At 71.3% G+C, this 18,814-nt stretch carries 18 protein-coding genes; 7 read left to right on the top strand and 11 right to left on the bottom strand.

The window, feature by feature from the left end:
* The first annotated feature begins 139 nt into the window (after window positions 1–139).
* Window positions 140–433, top strand: a complete 294-nt coding sequence (locus BUB75_RS32055) for a hypothetical protein (protein WP_073262272.1) — start codon at window positions 140–142, stop codon at window positions 431–433.
* Between the two features lie 59 nt (window positions 434–492).
* On the opposite strand, the gene BUB75_RS32060 is transcribed toward BUB75_RS32055, so the two are convergent.
* From BUB75_RS32060 to BUB75_RS32070, 3 genes are read right to left on the bottom strand one after another with little or no spacing between them, the layout of a single operon-like run.
* Window positions 493–2,439 (bottom strand): molybdopterin-dependent oxidoreductase, encoded by a 1,947-nt coding sequence (locus tag BUB75_RS32060; protein ID WP_218617896.1) that lies wholly within the window; start codon window positions 2,437–2,439, stop codon window positions 493–495.
* A 41-nt stretch (window positions 2,440–2,480) separates the two neighbouring features.
* Window positions 2,481–3,335: a menaquinone biosynthetic enzyme MqnA/MqnD family protein gene (locus BUB75_RS32065; RefSeq protein WP_073262276.1), complete on the bottom strand. Its 855-nt coding sequence runs from the start codon at window positions 3,333–3,335 to the stop codon at window positions 2,481–2,483.
* Between the two features lie 48 nt (window positions 3,336–3,383).
* Complete coding sequence (locus BUB75_RS32070) at window positions 3,384–3,659, bottom strand: isoamylase early set domain-containing protein (protein ID WP_073262278.1); 276 nt, start codon at window positions 3,657–3,659, stop codon at window positions 3,384–3,386.
* A gap of 250 nt (window positions 3,660–3,909) precedes the next feature.
* On the opposite strand from BUB75_RS32070, the gene BUB75_RS32075 reads away from it, so the two are divergent.
* On the top strand, window positions 3,910–5,952 hold the full coding sequence (locus BUB75_RS32075; protein ID WP_073262280.1) for a HelD family protein: 2,043 nt from the start codon (window positions 3,910–3,912) through the stop codon (window positions 5,950–5,952).
* A gap of 59 nt (window positions 5,953–6,011) precedes the next feature.
* On the top strand, window positions 6,012–6,602 hold the full coding sequence (locus BUB75_RS32080; RefSeq protein ID WP_143175529.1) for a Uma2 family endonuclease: 591 nt from the start codon (window positions 6,012–6,014) through the stop codon (window positions 6,600–6,602).
* A 9-nt stretch (window positions 6,603–6,611) separates the two neighbouring features.
* On the opposite strand, the gene BUB75_RS44520 is transcribed toward BUB75_RS32080, so the two are convergent.
* Both BUB75_RS44520 and mqnE read right to left on the bottom strand, forming a co-directional pair.
* Window positions 6,612–6,911, bottom strand: a complete 300-nt coding sequence (locus tag BUB75_RS44520) for a DUF4229 domain-containing protein (RefSeq protein ID WP_178380026.1) — start codon at window positions 6,909–6,911, stop codon at window positions 6,612–6,614.
* A gap of 1 nt (window position 6,912) precedes the next feature.
* Complete coding sequence (mqnE, locus tag BUB75_RS32090; RefSeq protein WP_073262284.1) at window positions 6,913–8,082, bottom strand: aminofutalosine synthase MqnE; 1,170 nt, start codon at window positions 8,080–8,082, stop codon at window positions 6,913–6,915.
* Between the two features lie 156 nt (window positions 8,083–8,238).
* Here mqnE and BUB75_RS32095 point away from each other — a divergent pair, with 156 nt between their 5' ends.
* Together BUB75_RS32095 and BUB75_RS45670 are read left to right on the top strand one after the other, a co-directional pair.
* Complete coding sequence (locus BUB75_RS32095) at window positions 8,239–10,005, top strand: NlpC/P60 family protein (RefSeq protein ID WP_073262286.1); 1,767 nt, start codon at window positions 8,239–8,241, stop codon at window positions 10,003–10,005.
* Between the two features lie 119 nt (window positions 10,006–10,124).
* Entirely contained in the window at window positions 10,125–11,384 is a 1,260-nt protein-coding gene (locus BUB75_RS45670) for a hypothetical protein (protein ID WP_143175530.1), read from the top strand.
* 118 nt (window positions 11,385–11,502) lie between these two features.
* Here the strand turns inward: BUB75_RS45670 and BUB75_RS32105 are convergent, their stop codons facing one another.
* Complete coding sequence (locus BUB75_RS32105; protein WP_073262290.1) at window positions 11,503–11,949, bottom strand: MarR family winged helix-turn-helix transcriptional regulator; 447 nt, start codon at window positions 11,947–11,949, stop codon at window positions 11,503–11,505.
* 117 nt (window positions 11,950–12,066) lie between these two features.
* On the opposite strand from BUB75_RS32105, the gene BUB75_RS32110 reads away from it, so the two are divergent.
* Window positions 12,067–12,486 carry a DUF6069 family protein gene (locus tag BUB75_RS32110; protein WP_073262292.1) on the top strand — a complete coding sequence of 140 codons (420 nt, stop codon included), beginning with the start codon at window positions 12,067–12,069 and terminating at the stop codon, window positions 12,484–12,486.
* Between the two features lie 14 nt (window positions 12,487–12,500).
* On the opposite strand, the gene BUB75_RS32115 is transcribed toward BUB75_RS32110, so the two are convergent.
* A complete protein-coding gene (locus BUB75_RS32115; RefSeq protein WP_073262294.1) occupies window positions 12,501–13,628 on the bottom strand; it encodes a MalY/PatB family protein in 1,128 nt (375 codons plus the stop codon).
* Window positions 13,629–13,705: 77 nt separating this feature from the next.
* On the opposite strand from BUB75_RS32115, the gene BUB75_RS32120 reads away from it, so the two are divergent.
* On the top strand, window positions 13,706–14,293 hold the full coding sequence (locus BUB75_RS32120; RefSeq protein ID WP_073262296.1) for a putative glycolipid-binding domain-containing protein: 588 nt from the start codon (window positions 13,706–13,708) through the stop codon (window positions 14,291–14,293).
* Here BUB75_RS32120 and BUB75_RS32125 read toward each other — a convergent pair.
* From BUB75_RS32125 to BUB75_RS32140, 4 genes are all read right to left on the bottom strand, one after another.
* Window positions 14,290–15,648, bottom strand: coding sequence for a hypothetical protein (locus BUB75_RS32125; protein WP_143175531.1), 1,359 nt, complete (start codon window positions 15,646–15,648; stop codon window positions 14,290–14,292). The two genes, BUB75_RS32120 and BUB75_RS32125, sit on opposite strands and share 4 nt — an antisense overlap.
* Before the next feature lie 114 nt (window positions 15,649–15,762).
* Window positions 15,763–16,869 carry an L-cysteine desulfhydrase Cds1 gene (cds1, locus tag BUB75_RS32130; RefSeq protein ID WP_218617897.1) on the bottom strand — a complete coding sequence of 369 codons (1,107 nt, stop codon included), beginning with the start codon at window positions 16,867–16,869 and terminating at the stop codon, window positions 15,763–15,765.
* Window positions 16,866–17,849, bottom strand: coding sequence for a threonine ammonia-lyase (locus BUB75_RS32135; protein ID WP_073262302.1), 984 nt, complete (start codon window positions 17,847–17,849; stop codon window positions 16,866–16,868). The genes cds1 and BUB75_RS32135 overlap by 4 nt, the downstream gene beginning before the upstream one ends.
* 426 nt (window positions 17,850–18,275) lie before the next feature.
* The gene (locus BUB75_RS32140; RefSeq protein WP_073262304.1) at window positions 18,276–18,731 is read right to left on the bottom strand and encodes an Lrp/AsnC family transcriptional regulator; all 456 of its coding nucleotides are present in this window, start codon (window positions 18,729–18,731) and stop codon (window positions 18,276–18,278) included.
* Window positions 18,732–18,814: the final 83 nt, after the last annotated feature.

The following is an 18,814-nucleotide window of genomic DNA, read 5'->3' on the forward strand; positions in this document are numbered from 1 at the left end:
GACCGGCCTCTGCCGAGGTCGGTCGACCTCGGAGAAGGCCGGACGTTGAAGAGAGTTCATCGGCAGCGTTTCCGGTCACGACGTCGAGCGTAACCCGGGCCGTGGAGTGCACCGGGCCGTACCGGGGTATGCGGCGCCCATGGCACAGAAGATCGATGTCCGGCCGATGGGGCCGCACGAGTACGCGGTGACGCTCACCGAAGGCACCGACACCACGAACCACCGCGTCGTGGTGCCCGACGATCTCCTCGACGAACTGGCGCTCGACCCCGATGACCGGGAGGTCGAGGCGGACCTGGTCCGGGAGTCGATGGCGTATCTCCTCGACCGACTGGCCGCCGACGAGATCGACCACGACGTCGACCTCGAGGAGGTCGCCAACGACCACGCCGACTACTCCGGCGAACTCCTGTCCCGCCTCGGCCTCGGCTGACAGCGGCGGGCGAGGCGCTGAACATTTTGTGCCGCCAGAGGGGCACAAAATGTGCAGCGCTATCGGGCGGTGACGCTTACCTGGTGCCAGCCCTCGGATCCGTTCGGAGCCGGGGGGCGCTCCGTTCCGGACTGGATGGCGCCGGTGGCGTCGGTGGCGCGGACCTCCAGGGTGTGGCGTCCGCCGCCGGCCTCGGTGGCATCCCAGTCCCAGCGCCACTGACGCCAGGTGTCCACGGAGTCGGCGTCCGCCAGCGTCGCTTGCTGCCACTGCCCCCCGTCGACCCGAACCTCGACGCGGCTGATGCCCCGGCGCTGCGCCCAGGCGACGCCCGCGACCGTGACCGTGCCGGAGACCCGGTCGGACTGCCGCGGGGTGTCGATCCGGGACGACGTCTTGATCGGGGCTTGCTGGGACCATCCGCGCGGCACCCAGTACGCGTCGAAGTCGTCGAACCGGGAGAGTTCCAGATCGACGAGCCACTTCGTGGCCGAGACGTAGCCGTAGAGGCCCGGGACGACCATCCGCACCGGGAAGCCGTGCGCGATCGGGAGCGGCACACCGTTCATGCCGACCGCGAGCAGCGCGTCCCGGCCGTCGCGGCACGCCGCCGTGGGTGTGCCGCAGGTCCAGCCGTCGGCCGAACGGCCGACGAGTTGGTCCGCGTCCGGGTGCGGGTCCGCTCGGTCCAGCACGTCAGCCAGTCGGACGCCGAGCCAGCGGGCGTTTCCGAGAAGGTCGCCGCCGACCTCGTTGGAGACGCAGGCCAACGTGATGTCGCGCTCGACCAGCGGCAGGTCCAGCAGATCCTGATAGGTGAGCGTGAGCTCGCGGCGGACGCGTCCGTGGATGCGCAGCCGGTAGGAGCGCGGATCGACCTGCGGCAGCACGAACGCGGTGTCGACCCGGTAGAACGTGTCGTTGGCGGTGGTCAGCGGGGTGATGCCGGGGACGTCGAGGCTCGCGCCTGCCGGTACCGGTGGCGCCGGGGACGCGGGGGCGGGCAGGCGGATCGCGGCGCGCTGGTCACTCACGCCGCGCCAGCGGGCGAGGAGGCGGCCGACGCCGCCCGCGGCCACCGCAGCCGTCGCGGCGCCCCCGGCGATCCAGAAAAACGTCCGCCGAGACGCCGCACCCCCACCCCCGACGAGCCAAGGAGCGGGAGAAGCGGAGCCGGCCGTACCCCCGGCCCCCACCGCCCGGCTCTCTGAGCCGGCGGACGAAGCGGAGCCGACCGTACCCCCGGCCCCCACAGCCCGGCTCTCTGAGCCGGCGGACGAAGCGGAGCCGGCCGTACCCCCGGCCCCCACAGCCCGGCTCTCTGAGCCGGCGGACGAAGCGGAGCCGACCGTACCCCCGGCCCCCACAGCCCGGCTCTCTGAGCCGGCGGACGAAGCGGAGCCGACCGTACCCCCGGCCCCCACAGCCCGGCTCTCTGAGCCGGCGGACGAAGCGGAGCCGGCCGTACCCCCGACATCGGCCGGCTCCGCGGTTCGATGGGAGTCCGCTGCTGCGACGCGCTCAGCCGCCTCGGCGTCCAGCGCCGCCCCCGCGTCCCGCGCGCGTCCGACGAGCAGCGACAGCACACCCATCGCCACACCGGCGCCGACCAGCGTCGGCACGACCGCGAAGCTCGTCGAGTCCGGACGCGACACGCAGGCCGCAGCCCCGATAGCCGCAAAAGCCGCAAAAACTCCCAAACCGAAGCCTATATGACGCGCCGCCAGCGCGCCCGTCACCGCGGCCACCCCGGCGAGCACCACCAGGATGATCAACGTCAGCACCGGCTTGTCCCAGCTGCCGAACGTCTGGACGCCGAACTGCTCGACCGACCGCGGGACCCGGTCCACGATCTCCCCCGCGACCGCGGTCAGCGGCGAGGACGACGGCCCGACGAACGCCGCGGCCACTTCGGCGACGCCGAGCGCGATCGCCGCCGCCACGATTCCGGCCAGCGCAGCGAGTGGCCGCGTCGCACGCGACCGCAGGATGATCACAGCTGTCACGATCCCCCGTCCCGGCAAGCCGCCGGAAGGGCCGCGCGCGCTCAGAGCTGGATGAACTCCGGCCCCCCGGCCGGTAACGACGGCGCCTCACCGGCCTCGGTGGCCTTCGCCGCGAACGCCCGCAACCCTTCCACCTGCCGCACCCCGAGCGAGAAGTCGAGCGTGCGGAAGTAGTTCGCGAGCGTGTGCGCGTCGAACACCTCCCAGCGGGCGGCGTCCGCGGCGACGTCGTCGATCTGGGTCAGACAGAGGTCTCGCGAGCGCAGGAACGCGTCGTGGACGTCCTTGACCTGCCCGGGGTGCCGTTCGGCGAACTCGCGCCTGGCCGCCCAGACCGCGAACACCATCGGCAGCCCGCTCCACTCGCGCCAGGCAGCGCCGAGGTCGGTGACCGCGAGCCCCATGTCCGGACCCTCGTAGAGCGCCCGGAGCGCGGCGTCGCCGATCAGGACCCCCGCCTCGGCCTCCTGCATCATCACGCCGAGGTCCGGCGGGCACACGTAGTAGTCGGGGCGGACGCCGTACCGCTCGGCGAGCAGCATCCTGGCCAGCAGCACGCTGGTCCGGCTGGTCGACCCCAGCGCGACCCGCCGGCCGTCCAACTCCTCCAGCGGCCGCTGCGAGACGACGTTCACCGAGAGCACCGGCCCGTCCGACCCCACCGCGATATCGGGCAGGAGCAGCAGCTCATCGGCGTGCCGCAGGTACTCGACCAGGCTGATCGGCCCGATGTCGAGATCGCCGCCGACCAGCGCTTCGCTGAGCCGATCCGGGGTGTCCTTCGTCAGGTCGACGTCGAGGAGAGCACCGGTGCGCACCAGCCCGTAGTAGATCGGGAGGCAGTTCAGGAATTGGATGTGTCCGACCCGGGGGCGTCGCGGCGCGTCCTGTCTCACGCTCCGACAGTACGTCGGCGTCTCCCCGACCGCCCCAGCAGTCGCGCCCTATACCTCCAGGACACTGCCCTGCGCGTCGATCCGGTCGGCCTCCGCGTCGTCGAGCCAGACACCGCCGGTCCCGAGGTAGCGGAAGCGGTGCACGCCGGTCGGCAACGTCAGCGTGACGCTGCGCATGCCGTTCCGTCGCGGGGTCAGCTCGTGCTTACCCGGCTGCCAGCCGTTGAAGTCGCCCACGACACTGACGGACGGCGTCGTGTCGTCCATCGGCAGCGTGAAGGTTACCTTGGTCTTGGCGTCGTTCAACCGTGTGCGCTTCAGCACGAACGGGCTCCTCTCCTACCACGAGGGGGGCCGAACTATGACTTACTAGACATTATTCCACAAATTTCCGGAGTTAAGCTCGGCTCCCGCCGAGGCGTGGAGCGCGCCCGCAAACGGCTCGCGGCCTCTCGTCCACTGGCTTAATGTTTGTCGGTCGCCGTAAGGCGGCCCCGTCGAAGCCGGGCGCCCCGGAGCGGAACCGCGCCGGGCCTAGGGCAGTGGGGACCAGCTACCGGTCCCGGAGGCCCGGATGACGACCCTGGACGCTGAGCTCGCCGACGAAGCCGTACACCTCGAGACCTCGCGCACCGCGCTGGCCGCGATGCGGGAGCGCACCGAAGCACTGACCCGCAGCGACGCCACCGGCGACCCGTTCTCCTCGGAGATGCTGGCCAGAGCACTCGCCCGGCGGATGGAACAGCTGCTCGACGACGGCACGACGCCCCTGTTCTTCGGCCGGCTCGACTTCGGGCCCACCGGGTCGCCGTACGCCGGCGAGACGTTCCACGTCGGACGCCGACACGTCACCGACGCGGCCGGCGATCCGCTGGTCGTCGACTGGCGCGCTCCGGTCTCGACTGCGTTCTACCAGGCCAGCGCGCTGGCACCGCAGGGCGTGCGCCGACGGCGCCGGTTCGGGTTCGCCGGTGGCAGGCTGACCTCGTTCGAGGACGAGCACCTGACGTCCGGCGAGGAGTCCGGGCTCGGCTCGCGGCTGCTGACCGAGGAGATCGAACGCCCACGGGTCGGGCCGATGCGCGACATCGTGGCGACGATCCAGCCCGACCAGGACGTGCTGGTCCGGGCCGATCTGGAGACCAGCCTGTGCATCCAGGGCGCTCCCGGCACCGGCAAGACCGCGGTGGGTCTGCACCGGGCGGCCTACCTGCTGTACGCCTACCGCGAGCGGCTGAGCCGTACCGGTGTGCTGGTGGTGGGTCCGAACGCGGCGTTCCTGCGTTACATCGCCGAGGTCCTGCCCGCGCTCGGTGAGGTCAACGTCCTCCAGCGCACGGTCGCCGAGCTCGTCGGCCGCGTTCCGATCAAGGCCGTCGACACCCCCGAGGCGCTAGCGGTCAAGGGCGACGCCCGGATGGCGGCGGTACTCGCCTCGAGTCTCACCAGCGCACTCAGGGCCCCCTCCGAACCACTCGTGTACCCCGAAACCGGCGCACGACTCCGCCTCGGACCGACCGAACTGGGCGAGATCACCACCGAAGCACGGACCGCCTACACCGCAGGCACCCCGTACTCCACCGCCCGCGACCGAGTCGCCCACCGAGTGGCCGAGCGGTTCCGGCGGCAGGTCGAACGCCGCGGCGGCTCACCGACCGACGCCTGGGTGAGCCGGGTCGCCCGGTCCCGCACGATGCGGACCTGGCTGGACGCGGTCTGGCCGCCCGCCGACCCCGCCGCGCTGGTGGCTCGCCTGTTCAGCGACCAGGACCTGCTGGCCCGCGCCGCCGACGGCATCCTCTCGCCCGCCGAGCAGGACGCGATCGCCCGGCCTCCCGGGCGTCCGCGCTGGACCGAGGCCGACGCCGTGCTCATCGACGAAGCCGCCGCACTGCTGGAGCGGACGCCAGGCTTCGGCCACGTCATCGTCGACGAGGCCCAGGACCTGACGCCGATGCAAGCGCGAGCGATCGCACGCCGGTCGCCGCACGGGTCGCTGACCGTGCTGGGTGACCTGGCCCAGGGCACCGCGGTCGGCGGCGCCCGCGACTGGGCCACGCTGCTGGAGCACCTGGCCAAACCCGCGACCGTCGTCACGCCGTTGACGACCGGCTACCGGATGCCGTCCGAGATCGTCGAGTTCGCCAACCGCCTGCTGCCCGCACTGGCCGCCGGCGTCGGGCCCGCCCGGTCGGTGCGGCACGCCCCGGGCGCGCTGGACGTGCAGGCGGTCCGCGACCCGATCGCGGCAGCCGTGGCAGCCGCGCGGGCCGCCGTTGCCGAGCCCGGCTCGGTCGCCGTGATTTGTGCGGACGCCATGGTCGCGCGCATTTTCCGGAAGCTGACCGCTGCGGGCCTCACCGCTGTCCGAGCGGACCAACCGTCCGACGAGCCCTCCGAGCCACCGATCACCGTGCTGCCGGCAACGCTGGCGAAGGGGCTGGAGTTCGACACGGTTGTCGTGGTCGAACCGGCGGCGATCGTCGCGGCGGAGCCCCGCGGCCTCAACCGGCTCTACGTAGTGTTGACCCGCGCCGTGTCACGCCTGATCGTTCTGCACACCGAAAACCTGCCACACTCGTTGGTACCTGTGGATACGATGGGAGACGCCCAGTGAACTTCCTACGCTGGCTTCGCCCCTCCGATCCGTCGGAGCAACGAGAGCAGGTGAAGTTGATGAGCGCACCAGCGCCCACGTACGGCCCATCCACGATCGACGACTATGACGCCCTGGGAGAGGACGACTGGGTCCACCACGAACTGATCGACGGACACATCATCGTGTGCGCGAGCCCTACCAATCTGCACAACCGTGTGGTCTTCATGCTGTGGGCCGCACTGGAGGCGGTGCTGCCCGCGGGCTTCGTCGTCGTCGGTGACGTCGACGTCGCGATGGCCGACAAGCGGCAGTGCCCCCGACCCGATCTGATCGTGGTGCCGCGAGAGGTCGGCGAGGGACGAGTTCGTACCCAGAGCGACGACGTCCGCCTCGCGGTCGAGGTGCTCTCGCCGGGCACTGCGCGGATCGACCGGCAGAACAAACCCCGCATCTACGCCGCCGCAGGCATCCCGTCGTACTGGCTCGTCGATCTGGAGCCGTTCACGATCGTCGAGCACCGAGTGACCGGCCGCTGGTACCAAGAGGTCCAGCGGGTGACCGGTGATCAGATCTCGGTCACCGAGCCGTTCGACCTGATGATCGACGTCTCGGAAGCACGGGCCGCCACCGTCCGGGCCGAGTCGACCCGGTCGCGCAACCGCCGGTAACCCGACCGGTCAGCGCTCGTCGTCCTCGCCGGCCAGGGCGGCGCGCAGTTTGGCCTTCTCCTCTTGACGCTTGCTCATCCGCCCCTCGACGCGCATGGCGAAAGCCTCCCGCTGCTTGCGCAGAAGGAAGAACGACAGCGGTGCGGAGAGCAGCAACGCCCCGAGCACGAGCAGCCAGGAGCGGAACCCGATCACGAACAGCACGACTACGCACGCGCCGAACACCATGAATCGGGCGACCGTATAGAGGAAACCCGGGTGCAGGTTCTCCAGCGTGCTCGACCGGTCGTTACCACGTGGCTCGGTCATCTCAGCTCCACATCGGCTGCGGCTCGGCTCGACGCTCCGCCAGCGGCGTCGGCCCGTCATACTGCCGCACGACCTCGTAGCGGGTGTTCCGCTCCACCGGAGTGAACCCGGCGTCCCGGATCAGGTCGAGCAGGCCCTCGCGGTGCATCGTGTTGGGCGTCCCGTACCGGTCGGCGTCGTGGGTGATCTTGTACTCCACCACCGAGCCGTCCAAGTCGTCCACGCCGAAGTTGAGCGACAGCTGGGCCAGCGAGAGCCCGTGCATCACCCAGAAGCACTTCACGTGCGGGACGTTGTCGAACAGCAGCCGGGAGACCGCGAACGTCTTCAGCGACTCGGCCGGGGTCGCCATTTGCGTGCGCTCTTCGAGCCGGTTACGGACCTTGCCGTCCGCCGGCTTCGCCCCGTCGTGCTGGTAGCGCAGCGGGATGAAGACCTGGAAGCCACCGGTCTCATCCTGCAGTTCGCGCAGCCGGAGCACGTGGTCGACGCGGTGGCGCGGCTCCTCGATGTGGCCGTAGAGCATCGTGCAGGGCGTCTTGAGGCCCTTCGAGTGCGCGAGGCGGTGGATCCGCGACCAGTCCTCCCAGTGGGTGGCGTGGTCGACGATGTGCTGCCGGACCTCCCAGTCGAAGATCTCGGCACCGCCGCCGGTCAGCGACTCGAGCCCGGCGTCGATCAGCTCGTCGAGGATCTCGTCGGCAGACAGGCCGGAGATCTTCTCGAACCAGTGGATCTCGGTCGCGGTGAACGCCTTCAGCGAGACGTTCGGCAGCACTTCCTTCAGCGCCCGGAGCGACCGCGGGTAGTACCGCCAGGGAAGGTTCGGGTGCAGGCCGTTGACGATGTGCAGCTCGGTGAGGCCCTCGGATTCCATGTCCTTGGCGAGCCGGACCGCTTCCTCGATGCGCATCGTGTAGGCGTCCTTCTCGCCCGGCTTGCGCTGGAACGAGCAGTACGCGCACGACGCCGAACAGACGTTGGTCATGTTCAGGTGGCGATTCACGTTGAACACGACGGTCTCGCCGTTCTTGGCGGTGCGCACCTCGTGCGCGAGACCACCGAGCCACGCCAGGTCGTCGCAGTCGTAGAGCGCGACGCCGTCGTCGTACGAGAGCCGCTCCCCAGCTCGTACCTTCTGCTCGATCTCGCGCTTGAGGCCGGAATCCATGCGGCCCAGCGTACGCGGGCCGGAATGTGCTCCGACCTGGGACGGCACGCCTCAGTCACGCTCGTTGGGCGTATCCGACAAACGTGACTAATCGTGCATACACTGCTATACCCAGTTAGTGGACACAGACGGGCAGAACCACGGGAACCGAGGCTGATGGCCGGCGCGCACCGAAAACCCACCCCGTCCTTCCGCCGTAGCTCGGCGCTCTTCCCGTCCGCGCTTGCCGCGATCCGGAACTTCGACGGCCTTCGTGCTGTCCGGCTCTCGGCCGCCGTCGGTACGGCGCTGACGCTCGTCGCCGGCTCCGGCCCGGCCGACGCATTCGGCGGGACGCCGGCGCGGGTGGTGCCGGCCCGGGTGGCGATCGACCGGCCGCTGGTCAGCGTCGAGCTGCCGAAGGGCGTCGCCGGGCCGGCCCTCCCCGCGACGTCCGCCCTGCGCCCCGAGTTCCACCCAGCCGCCACCCCGGGCCGCCCAGCCGCCCGACACCCGGCTGTCGGCGCAAAGCGTCCGTTGGCGGCCGGACACCCGGCCGGCGTAAATCGCCCGCCGTCTGCCGGCCGGCCGGCCGTCGGCGTGAAGCGGCCGCTGGTCGGTGGGAATCCGGCTGTCGGCGCCGGACGCGGGGCTGCGGTAGGCGCGCAGCCGGCGATCGGCGCGCGGCAGTCGCTGGCGGCCGGACACCCGATAGCCGGGGGGCGACCCGTGGCTCCGGCGCGGCCTGCGAGTCGGCCGCGGCCGGTGACCGACCCCGTGCTGGCGCAGATCGCCCGCGAGTCCGCGGCCGGCGAGGCAGTTGCCGAAAGGCTCACCGACGCCAAGATCACGCTCGGCACGCTCGCCGCCGCACACACCACCGCGGAGTCGGAGCTCGCCGCCGCCCGGGCAGTCACCGCCGACGCCGAGTCCGAAGCAGCGGCGTGGGCACGCGACTCGTTCATCGCCGAGGCGAGCCGCCCAACAGGCCTCGCCGCCGACCCCCGCAGCGCGGTCCTGGGCCGCCCCAAGGTAGGCCCGGCGCTGCTCGCCCTGGAGACCGCCGAGGCCCACGAACGCGCAGCCGCCGACGCCGCCCGCCGGGCCGGCGAACTGCTGGACGTGCAACGGAGCCGAGTCGACGCGCTCCGCCGCGACCTCGCCGCTCGCGGGGCGACGCTCCGACGACTGCGCGCCGCACGGGCAGCAGCGTTGGCCGCGGCCCAGCGTCGGCGGGACGCGGTCGAGGCGGCGCTGGTTCGTCGTCACCTGCGGGACGCGAAGGGCGCCGCCGGGAAGGCCGCCGTGTCCGCGGTGGAATTCGCACTCGCACAGCGCGGCAAACCGTACGAGTGGGGCGCGGAAGGACCGCAGCGCTTCGACTGCTCCGGCCTCGTACAGACCGCGTACGCGTCGGCCGACGTGACGCTGCCCCGCACCGCCCGCCCGCAGTACCGGGCGAGCCGGCCGGTGTCGATCACCGCCCTGCTCCCCGGCGACCTGCTGTTCTTCGCCACGGACCGGGCCGACTGGGACACGATCCACCACGTCGGCGTCTACCTCGGCCGCGGACTGATGGTGCACGCGCCCACCACCGGGGACGTCGTGCGAATCGCGCCGGTGTGGTGGTCGGAGTTCTTCGCGGCGGGGCGCGTGGTGCCGGGACGAGCCGGGAAACGGGGCGACGACCGTTCACGCATCGCGATTCGTCCGGAACGACGCGCGAAGCCACAAGCCACTCCGTCCCGGCCCGGCGCGACCGGCAGTCCGTCCGGCTCTCCGTCGACGTCCGGCAGCCCCGAGGCGTCGGGAAGCCCCACGGGTGCCGCGCGCACGTCGGAGAACCCGCGGGCGGTGAGGCGGAAGGCCGGTAAGGCGCGGCGCAGCCCTCACTCTCCGGCCACTGAACGGCCGAAGCCGACCACCCACAGTGACCGCGGCTGAAGAATGTTTCAGCATTCCCCGCTGGTAGGGGGTTCTGTCAGCTGTCCAACGGAAATCCTTACTCCCACGTGGCACGGTTTCGCTGGGCCGCCCGAACGACCGAGAGGTGGGAGATGGTCATGGCCGAGGAGGAAGAGGGTCCCCGCACCGTCAGGCTCGATCCGTCGCAGCTGCCGGGTGGATCCCGCTTCACGCCGCCGGTCATCCCGGAGCCGACGCCGGCTGCGCCGGCCGAGGGTGATGCATCCGGTTCGGGTCCCGCCAAAGCCGAGTCGGACGCGGTGCCTGCCGCGCCGGCCAGCGAGGACGACGCGGAGCCGGTGAAGCCCAGCGCGGCGACGCGGATCGCGCCACTCCCGGCCGACCTGGTCACCCGCCTCGCTGCGGCACAGCAGGAGGCTGCCGCCGCACCGGAACCCCCGAGCGACCAGGCCACTGAAATCGCCCCGGCCCCCAATCCCGAAGCCACACGCGCATCGGCCCCTCCCACCGCGAGCACCCCAGCTACCCCCGCCGGTCCGAGCGCCCCGGCCCCCGCCGCTGCGGCTAGTGCCTCGGTTCCGGCGCCGGCGAGCACGCCGACGCCGCCGCTGGAGAGCACCCGTGTGGCGGCCCCGAAGGGCGAGGTCGCGGATAAATCGCGCACCGATCAGACCGCTGCGCACCAGTCTCCGGTTGCGCCCTCCCGCACGGACGCGACCGCGGTCCACCAGACGCCCGTGCCGCCTCAAACGCCCGCGCCGCCCCAACCCACCGCGCAGCCGCAATCCACTGCGCCGCCCCAACCCACCCCGCAGCCCACCGACCAGACGGTCGTCCGCCCGACCAGCCCCGCCGCACCGGCGGCGGCAGGTAAGGCGTCCGTTCCGGTGCAATCCGCTCCGAACGTGGAGCCCCAGCAGGTTCCGCCACCGCGTCCCCCTGCCGGAGCGCGCGCCGCGGTACGCGTCCCCACGCACCCGGCCCCGCCGGCCCATCCCGTCCAGCCCACGCCGCAGCCCCCGGCCGCGCCGGTGTCGACCCCGCCGCAGGTCAGTCGGCCGGCGTGGACGATCGAGCCCGGATGGTCGGCCTACCCGGACGGCGTGCCGCCGCCCCAGCCCGAGCAGCCGCCGAGCTTCGACGAGCCGTTCGCGCCCGGCCGTGCCACCCCTCACCCGAGCGGCCGGTCGTCGGAGAACATCGAGAACACGTCGTCGCTGGCCGGTGCCCTGCTCGGCACCGGCACGAACGCCGCCGAGCCCGAGCCGGAGACCAACGGACGCAAGACCGTGCTGATCGTCGCCATCGTCCTGATCGTCGCGGTCGCCGCAGGAGCCGGCATCGCCATGCTCGCCGGCGACACGATCATGTCCCTACTCGACTCGATCCTCGCCTAGCGAACGCCGCAAATCCCGCCCCCGCGCAGGATGAAACGCGGATCGGTCCAGCCAGGGCTGGACTAATCCGCGTCTCACGCGATCCGAGCCCCGCTCCGCGCCGGAGCGCACCGCTGAATCAGCAGCACCCGGTCGGCTGTGTGGGGATTCTGCCTGCCACTCGGCGTAGCAAGTCCCGCAGCTGCGACTGGTCGGCGTCGGGCAACGCGAACACCTCCGCGGCCTGTGCGTCCGCGCGGGACCGCAGCTCCGCCCGTTTGCGCTCGCCCTCCTCGGTGAGCACCACGTGCTTGACCCGCCGATCCGCGGGATCGGGCTGACGAGTGACCAGCCCTCGACGTTCCAGGCCGTCGACGATTCCGGTGACGTTGGACGGCTCGCACGAGAGCCACTCTGCCAACTCTCGCATCGGCGCCGGCTGCGACAGGTTCGTCAGGACGAGCGCCTGCGCCGGCGGAAGGTCCAACTGCGCTGCCGCCGCGTTGAACTGCGTGCTCAGCCGTCGGGTGATCCAGAACGCCAAGGTGGTCAACTCGGCAACGACCTCGTCGGCTTCCGCACTCATCGTCCCAGCGTAACGCGCCACTTCAGAACCAGGACTGTTCAGCTTCTGAAGTAATCAGCTAGGCTGCGGGCTAATACTTCAGTTCCTGAACCTTGTACTAGCTTAAGGAGTACGGAGATGACACGCGCACGCCACCGCGCACTGGCAGTCGCCGGTGCTGTCCTGGCCACTGTCGTGATCTGGGTCGTGGGTGAGCCACTGCTCGGCAACGACCTGGTCTTCACCCAGCCCGGACAGGACCCACGCGACCTGGGCCCGGGCGAGATCGCGACGTTCGCGTCAGTCGCGTCGTTGCTGGGCTGGGCGCTGATGGCCGTCCTGGAGCGCGTCACCCGGCACGCGCGATCGATCTGGACGGTCGTGGCCCTGCTGGTCCTGGCCGCCTCGTTCCTACCGGTTCTCCAGATCGAGGCGTCGGGCGGCACGAAGGTCGTGCTCGCACTCACCCACCTGGCGGTCGGCGCCGTCCTCGTTCCGGTCTTCTGGCGGACAGCGACGGCGCCCAGCAGCCAGGTCGTCCCCGCACCCGCGGGCTGACGACAACAGCAGCGTCAGAGCGCTGCGGTGATGCGGGCCACACCTTCGGCGAGGATCTCGGGGCTGGTCGCGAGGTTGAGGCGAGCGAACCCGGCCCCCTCGGGTCCGAAGTCGAGCCCGCGGTAGAGCGCGACCCGTCCCCGTTCGAGCAGCACGGAGGCGGGTTCGTCGCCGAGCCCGACGTCCCGGAAGTCGAGCCACGCCAGGTACGTCGCGTCCGGCGGCCGGTACCCGACGCCCAGCGGGGCGAGCGCCTCCGCGAGCCACCGCCGGTTCACCTCCAGCGCCGCCCGCAGCTCGTCGAGCCACGCCTCGCACTCTTCGAGCGCGGCGACCGACGCGATCACCCCGAGGTTCCCGGTCGACGACCAGACGTCGTCCGGGATCCGCTCGAACTTCCCCACCACCTCGTCGCCCCCCAAGAGGAGCGCGGTCTTGAGGCCCGCGAGGTTCCACGCCTTCGACGTCGACACCGCGGCGAACCCGTGATGCGCCGCGGGCCGGTCCAGCGACAGGAACGGGGTGAACCGGGCGTCGCCGAGCGTCAGCGGAGCGTGGATCTCGTCGGACACCACGCAGACACCGTACTGCTCGGCGAGCTGGGCGACCGCGTCGAGTTCCGCTCGCGTATGGACGGTGCCGGTCGGGTTCTGCGGATTGCACAGCAAGTACACCCGCGCCCCGTCAGCGAACGTCGCCTCGAGATCGTCCAGATCCAGGCGCCATCCGTCCGGTCCGGACCGGAGCGGGCTCGGCACCAACCGCCGCCCGGTCATCTCCAGCCACTCGTAGAACGGCGGATACACCGGCGGGTTGATCACCACGGCGTCGCCCGGTTCGGAGGACAGCTCGATCGCAGTCCGCGCCGCCCGGGCGACGTCCGGCATCAACGTCATCGAACCCGGATCGGGGTGCCAGCCCCACCGCCTGCCGGCGAAGCCGGCATAGGCCTCGGGCAACACGTCGGGTTGGGCGTACCCGGTGTCGGAGTTATCCAGTGCGGTGGTGAGCGCGGTCCGGATCGGCTCGGCGAGCGTCGAATCCATCTCCGCGACGAACAACGGTAGGACGTCCGACGGGTAGCGCCGCCACTTTTCGCTGCGCCGCCGACGCAGCTCGTCCAGGTTCGCCCAGAGGTCCATGACACCAATGCTCCCCGACGACGGTGCGGACCGCAGCGTGGAAGGGTGGAGGAACAGCCGTCCGGAAGGAACCGCACATGCTCGAGCTTTCGTGGAATCGGGTGGGATTCGGGGCAGAACTGGCGGTCGTCAACGCCGACCGGGGCTTGCGAGCCATCGGCTGGACGCTCGGCGCGGCGCCGGAGCCGTACAGCTGCCGCTACACGCTGGCCACCGACGACCGGTGGGCCACGACCTCGCTGGAGATCCTGACCGAGGGCGCCGGCTGGTCACGCTCCCTGCGCCTGACCAGGCAGACCGGCCGCGACCCGTGGAAGGTGCGCGCGAGCGAGACCGGCACGTTGGCCGGGCCACCCGCAGGCGCCGAGTACCCGGAGACGTTCGCCGACGCGCTCGACGTCGATATCGAGTTCTCACCGCTGACCAACACGTTGCCGATCCGCCGCCTCGACCTGCTGAAGCAGCCGGTCGGCAGCGAGTTCGAGCTGAACGTCGTCTTCGTCGAGCTACCGTCGCTCGCGGTGATCGCCAACAGCCAGCGGTACGCGGCGGCAGGTGACGGGCAGGTCGGGTTCCGCTCCGGCGACTACCGGGTCCAGATCGCGGTCGACCCCGACGGGTACGTCGTCGACTACCCGGGCCTCGCGACCCGCGCCGACCGTTAGGCGCGCGGCGCCTCGTAGGTGACGGTCGCGGACGGGCCGGTCGAGGCGGGAAGGCCGGGCCCGGCCACCGGCAGCTCCAGCCGCGTCTGATGGATCACGGTCGCCCGATGGCGGACGGCGAGGTGCACCCGGTACACATCCGGACGCCGGGGCGCGACGAACGGCAGTTCCAGCCGCTCCGAGCGTTCCTCGGGCAGGCACGTGTGCGGGCCGCCGGGCTGGCACGGACACGTCCACGCCGCACCGTGCCGTGGGACGAACATCGTGTGCGGGCCGGCCGGCACGGTGGCGGTCTCGGCGACGACCGAGACCTGCACCCACGCCCCGATGGTGCCTGCCGTCGGCCCGTCCGGCGGCGCGCCGGTGGACGCTGCCCGCATGGCGACCTGGATCAGGTAGTACCCGCCCGGCGCCAGCGGACGGTCGATCCGGGTGCCGGTGGTGTCGGTGACGGCCACCGTGACGCCGACCGCGGGATCAGCCACCACGTCCGCAGCGGGTGGGACGGCGGACGGTGTGACGACGGCGGGTGGGACCGCGGCCGGCTGGCCGTCGGCGTCGAACGGCGACGCCTGGCGCCGCGCGCCGTCCGGGTGCACGGGATCGATCGACGGCACCGGCGGCGGCCCGACCGGCGGCGACCCCAACGACTCCGGCGTCGGTTCCGTCCGCCGCCACCACCGTCGACGCCGCGCGCCCGAGACGCTGGTGTCTTCCGGTTCGCGCGGTTCGGGCGCGGGCACCGAAGCGGTCGCGACCACCGGAGGAACCGGCTTCGCCAGCTCGGCAGCGGCCTCCGCCCAGGCGCGCCGCTGCGGTGGTACGTCGGGAGCGGTCGAGCCGAGGAGGTCGGCCACCGGGTGGACGCCACGGATCGTCTGACCGTCGACGCTCACCACGGCGCCGAACCGTAACGCGACCTCGCCGAACCGCTCGGCCTCGGCCAGGTCGTCCAGTACCAGCACCACCGTCCGCCCTGGCGCCACCAGCGCGCCGACGGTCTGGGCCGCATCGTCGTCGCCGAGCGCCGCGGACAGGCCTCGGAACGTGTCGACGAGAACCACGGAAGGCGGCATCGCCACCGCGCCGATCGCACCCGCGATCGCTTCCCAGCCCTTACGGCCGACCGCGGACGGCGCCCCGTTGAGACGGACGGTACGGGGACGGTCGCCGGGCGGGTCGACGGCCATCCACAGCGCACCGAGGTCGATCATCGTCCCCCCGGCGGCCGGACCGGCGAGAAGCGTGAGCGCCGCACTCCGCCCCGCCCCGGGCGGACCGACGACGAGCACCAACGGCTGACGGGCGACCAGGCCGGCCACCCCGTCAGCAGGGCGGCTCGGTTGTCCCGGCACGTGTCTGCTCACCGTCTACCCCGATACCTCCGGCCCTCGCCCCGCTTTTACTCCAAGCCAATGCTGCCTTGCGCTCAGTACGAAAGCCAGCGATTCCCCCGCATCCCAGGGTCGTTAGATCGAGACCCCAGGGGTGGGGCCGCCCCACTCCCCGGTCTCCTCGAACCGCATCAGCTTGTCGGTGTACGGGCCGAGGTCGAGGCCGGCGGCGCGGAGCCACTCGTCGTCGTAGTAGGTCCTGGCGTACCGCTCACCGCCGTCGCACAGCAGCGTGACGACGCTCGCGCCGCCGGCCGGGTCGGCCGCGCGCAACTCGGCGAGCAGCCGGAACGCGCCCCAGAGGTTGGTGCCGGTGGAGCCGCCGACGGGGCGACCCAGCCGTCGCGTGGCGAACCGGGCAGCGGCGATCGAGGCGGCGTCCGGAACGCCGATCATCCGGTCGACCACGCCGCCGACGAAGCTGGGCTCGACGCGCTGGCGGCCGATGCCCTCGATCCGCGAACCCCGGGCGGTGGTGACGCTCGGGTCGGCTGTCGACCAGGCGGGCAGGAAAGCGGAGTTCTCCGGATCGACGACGCAGAGCCGGGTCGGGTGCCGCCGATAGCGGAGGTACCGGCCGATCGTCGCGCTGGTGCCGCCGGTACCCGCACCCACGACTATCCAGGCGGGCACCGGGTGCCGCTCGGCCACCAGCTGGCCGAAGATCGACTCGGCGATGTTGTTGTTGCCCCGCCAGTCAGTGGCGCGCTCGGCGTAAGTGAACTGATCCATGAAATGGCCGCCGAGCTCCTCGGCCAGGCGGCGAGACTCCGCGTACACCGTGCTGGGGTCGTCGACCAAGTGGCACCGCCCGCCGTGGAACTCGATCAGCGCGACCTTCTCCGCGCTGGTCGTCGCCGGCATCACCGCGACGAACGGCAGACCGAGCATGCGGGCGAAGTAAGCCTCGCTCACCGCGGTCGAGCCGGACGAGGCCTCGACGACCGTGGTGCCCTCACGGATCCAGCCGTTGCACAGCCCGTAGAGGAACAGCGACCGCGCGAGCCGGTGCTTCAGCGAGCCGGTCGGATGGGTCGACTCGTCCTTGACGTACAGGTCGAGCCCGACCTCGGCGTACCCGGCCGGGAGCGGGAACGTCAGGAGGTGGGTGTCGGCGGAGCGGTTGGCGTCCGCCTCCACCCGGCGGATCGCCTCGTCCGTCCAGTTCCTGGCCCGTGTCACGCGTAGTACTCCAGGTATCTGGCCGGATCGACGTTGCCGCCGGAGACCACGGCCACGGTCCGGGACGCCGCGGGCAGCTCCGCGGCGTGGAACAGGTAGGCGGCGGTGGTCACCGCTCCGGACGGCTCGGCGACCAGACGCGACTTCCGGCCGAGCACCCGTACGGCCGCCGCGATCTCGTCCTCGGACACCGTCACCACGTCGTCCACGTACTTGCGGAAGTGCTCGAACGGCAGCACCCCCAGCGACGTCGTCCGCAGCCCGTCGGCGCTGGTCCGGTACGTCAGCTCGGGCGACCAGGTGACGCGCTCACCGGTGCGGAAGCTCTCCGCGGCGTCGGCCGCCAGTTCGGGCTCCACGGCGACCACGCGGGCCTCCGGCGCCAGTGCCTTGATCGCGGTGGCGACACCGGAGATCAGCCCACCACCGCTCACCGGCACGAGCACGAGGTCCGGGGACCCCGCCCCCAGGTCTTCGGCGATCTCCAGACCCACGGTCCCCTGGCCGGCGATGATCCGGGCGTCGTCGTACGGCGGGATGTGGGCATAACCGTGCTCGGCCACCAGCTCGAGCGGACGGATGTCCCGCTCGGCGGGCGGTACGACGACGACGTCCGCGCCGAAGCCGCGGGTCGCCTCCAGCTTCACGGCGGGCGTCGTGTCCGGCATGACGATCGTGGCCCGGATGCCGAGTCGCTGGGCGGCGTACGCGACGGCCTGGGCGTGGTTGCCGCTGGATTGTGCGACCACACCACGCGCGCGCTGCTCCTCGGTCAGCTGCGCCAGCGCGTTGCTGGCGCCGCGGAGCTTGAACGCCCCGGTCACCTGCAGGCTCTCCGGCTTCAGCCAGAGCGGACGCCCGGCCTCCGCCCAGGCGCACGGGAGCAACGGCGTCCGCACCACGAGGTTTCGAATCCGGGCGGCTGCTGCCTGAATGTCGCTCAGCGTCACCAATGACGGGGATGTGGCGGAGATCGTCATGTGCGCCACGATAGCCAGACCACCTGCGGATATCCGGTGCGCGGCCGGGACGGACCCGCAGGCTACGGTGGCTTTATCCGCTTTTAGGCGGATGCTATTTCGATCCAGAAAACGCAAGCGCTCAATTCGACATCCCCCGACCCGGCAATCACCATCATCGTTCGACGCCGAAGTGCCGACCGTTCCCCCTATCAGTCAACCACTCTCGGTATCGGCACCCGACGCGCGAAATTCACTCTGCGATTCCGAAACCGACGAGCGCAATCGATACGAGTACGCGGTAAATTGTCGCGACCCGAGACAGGGGCAGCCAACCGCTCGACGCAATTACTGAACGATCGGCATTTCGTTGGCCACCGAAACATCGTCTCACGACGCGAGATCGCAAAATACGAGCGCGGCTCCGGTTTCATTCCGTGCCATCGATTACCTCGGTTCGTCGAGCGGGCGCGCCCGCCCCTCCCACTTGGTCGAAAGCACAACGGTCGTACGGGTTCTCGCGACTCCGTTGATTCGGTTGAGCCGCCCGATCGTGTGCTCCAGCGCAGCGACGTCGGGTACCCGCACCAGCAGCAGGAAAGACTCCTCGCCGGCCACGAACCAGCAGGACTCCACTTCCGGTAGGCGATGCAGCGCATCCGCGATCTCGTCCTGTTCGGAACTCTCGGCCTGCAGAACACCGATGAGCGCCGTCACCCCCAGACCGATCGCCGTGGTGTCCACCGCGGCGTGGTAACCGGTGATGATTCCGGACGCTTCGAGCTTGCCCACCCGGTCGTGCACGGCGGGCGCGGAGAGCCCCACGCGCCTCGCCAACTCGGCGTACGTCTCTCGGCCGCTGCTCCGGAGCGTGTCCAGCAATCGCCGATCGATCTCGTCCACGGGCACCTCCCCGGCGGTAGCAGCTACTGCACCGACTGCGGCCGCTCCGATACCGGCCTTGCGCATCGTAAGCCGCTCGCGCA

Origin of the sequence: Cryptosporangium aurantiacum, assembly GCF_900143005.1 — a bacterium.
Lineage (GTDB): Bacteria > Actinomycetota > Actinomycetes > Mycobacteriales > Cryptosporangiaceae > Cryptosporangium > Cryptosporangium aurantiacum.

Bases quoted from the DNA above. Each gene is read 5' to 3' on its own strand.
- BUB75_RS32055 (WP_073262272.1), top strand. From the start codon at position 140: ATGGCACAGAAGATCGATGTCCGGCCGATGGGGCCGCACGAGTACGCG.
- BUB75_RS32075 (WP_073262280.1), top strand. From the start codon at position 3,910: ATGACGACCCTGGACGCTGAGCTCGCCGACGAAGCCGTACACCTCGAG.
- BUB75_RS32080 (WP_143175529.1), top strand. From the start codon at position 6,012: ATGAGCGCACCAGCGCCCACGTACGGCCCATCCACGATCGACGACTAT.
- BUB75_RS44520 (WP_178380026.1), bottom strand. From the start codon at position 6,911: ATGACCGAGCCACGTGGTAACGACCGGTCGAGCACGCTGGAGAACCTG.
- mqnE (WP_073262284.1), bottom strand. From the start codon at position 8,082: ATGGATTCCGGCCTCAAGCGCGAGATCGAGCAGAAGGTACGAGCTGGG.
- BUB75_RS32095 (WP_073262286.1), top strand. From the start codon at position 8,239: ATGGCCGGCGCGCACCGAAAACCCACCCCGTCCTTCCGCCGTAGCTCG.
- BUB75_RS45670 (WP_143175530.1), top strand. From the start codon at position 10,125: ATGGCCGAGGAGGAAGAGGGTCCCCGCACCGTCAGGCTCGATCCGTCG.
- BUB75_RS32105 (WP_073262290.1), bottom strand. From the start codon at position 11,949: ATGAGTGCGGAAGCCGACGAGGTCGTTGCCGAGTTGACCACCTTGGCG.
- BUB75_RS32110 (WP_073262292.1), top strand. From the start codon at position 12,067: ATGACACGCGCACGCCACCGCGCACTGGCAGTCGCCGGTGCTGTCCTG.
- BUB75_RS32115 (WP_073262294.1), bottom strand. From the start codon at position 13,628: ATGGACCTCTGGGCGAACCTGGACGAGCTGCGTCGGCGGCGCAGCGAA.
- BUB75_RS32120 (WP_073262296.1), top strand. From the start codon at position 13,706: ATGCTCGAGCTTTCGTGGAATCGGGTGGGATTCGGGGCAGAACTGGCG.
- BUB75_RS32135 (WP_073262302.1), bottom strand. From the start codon at position 17,849: ATGACGATCTCCGCCACATCCCCGTCATTGGTGACGCTGAGCGACATT.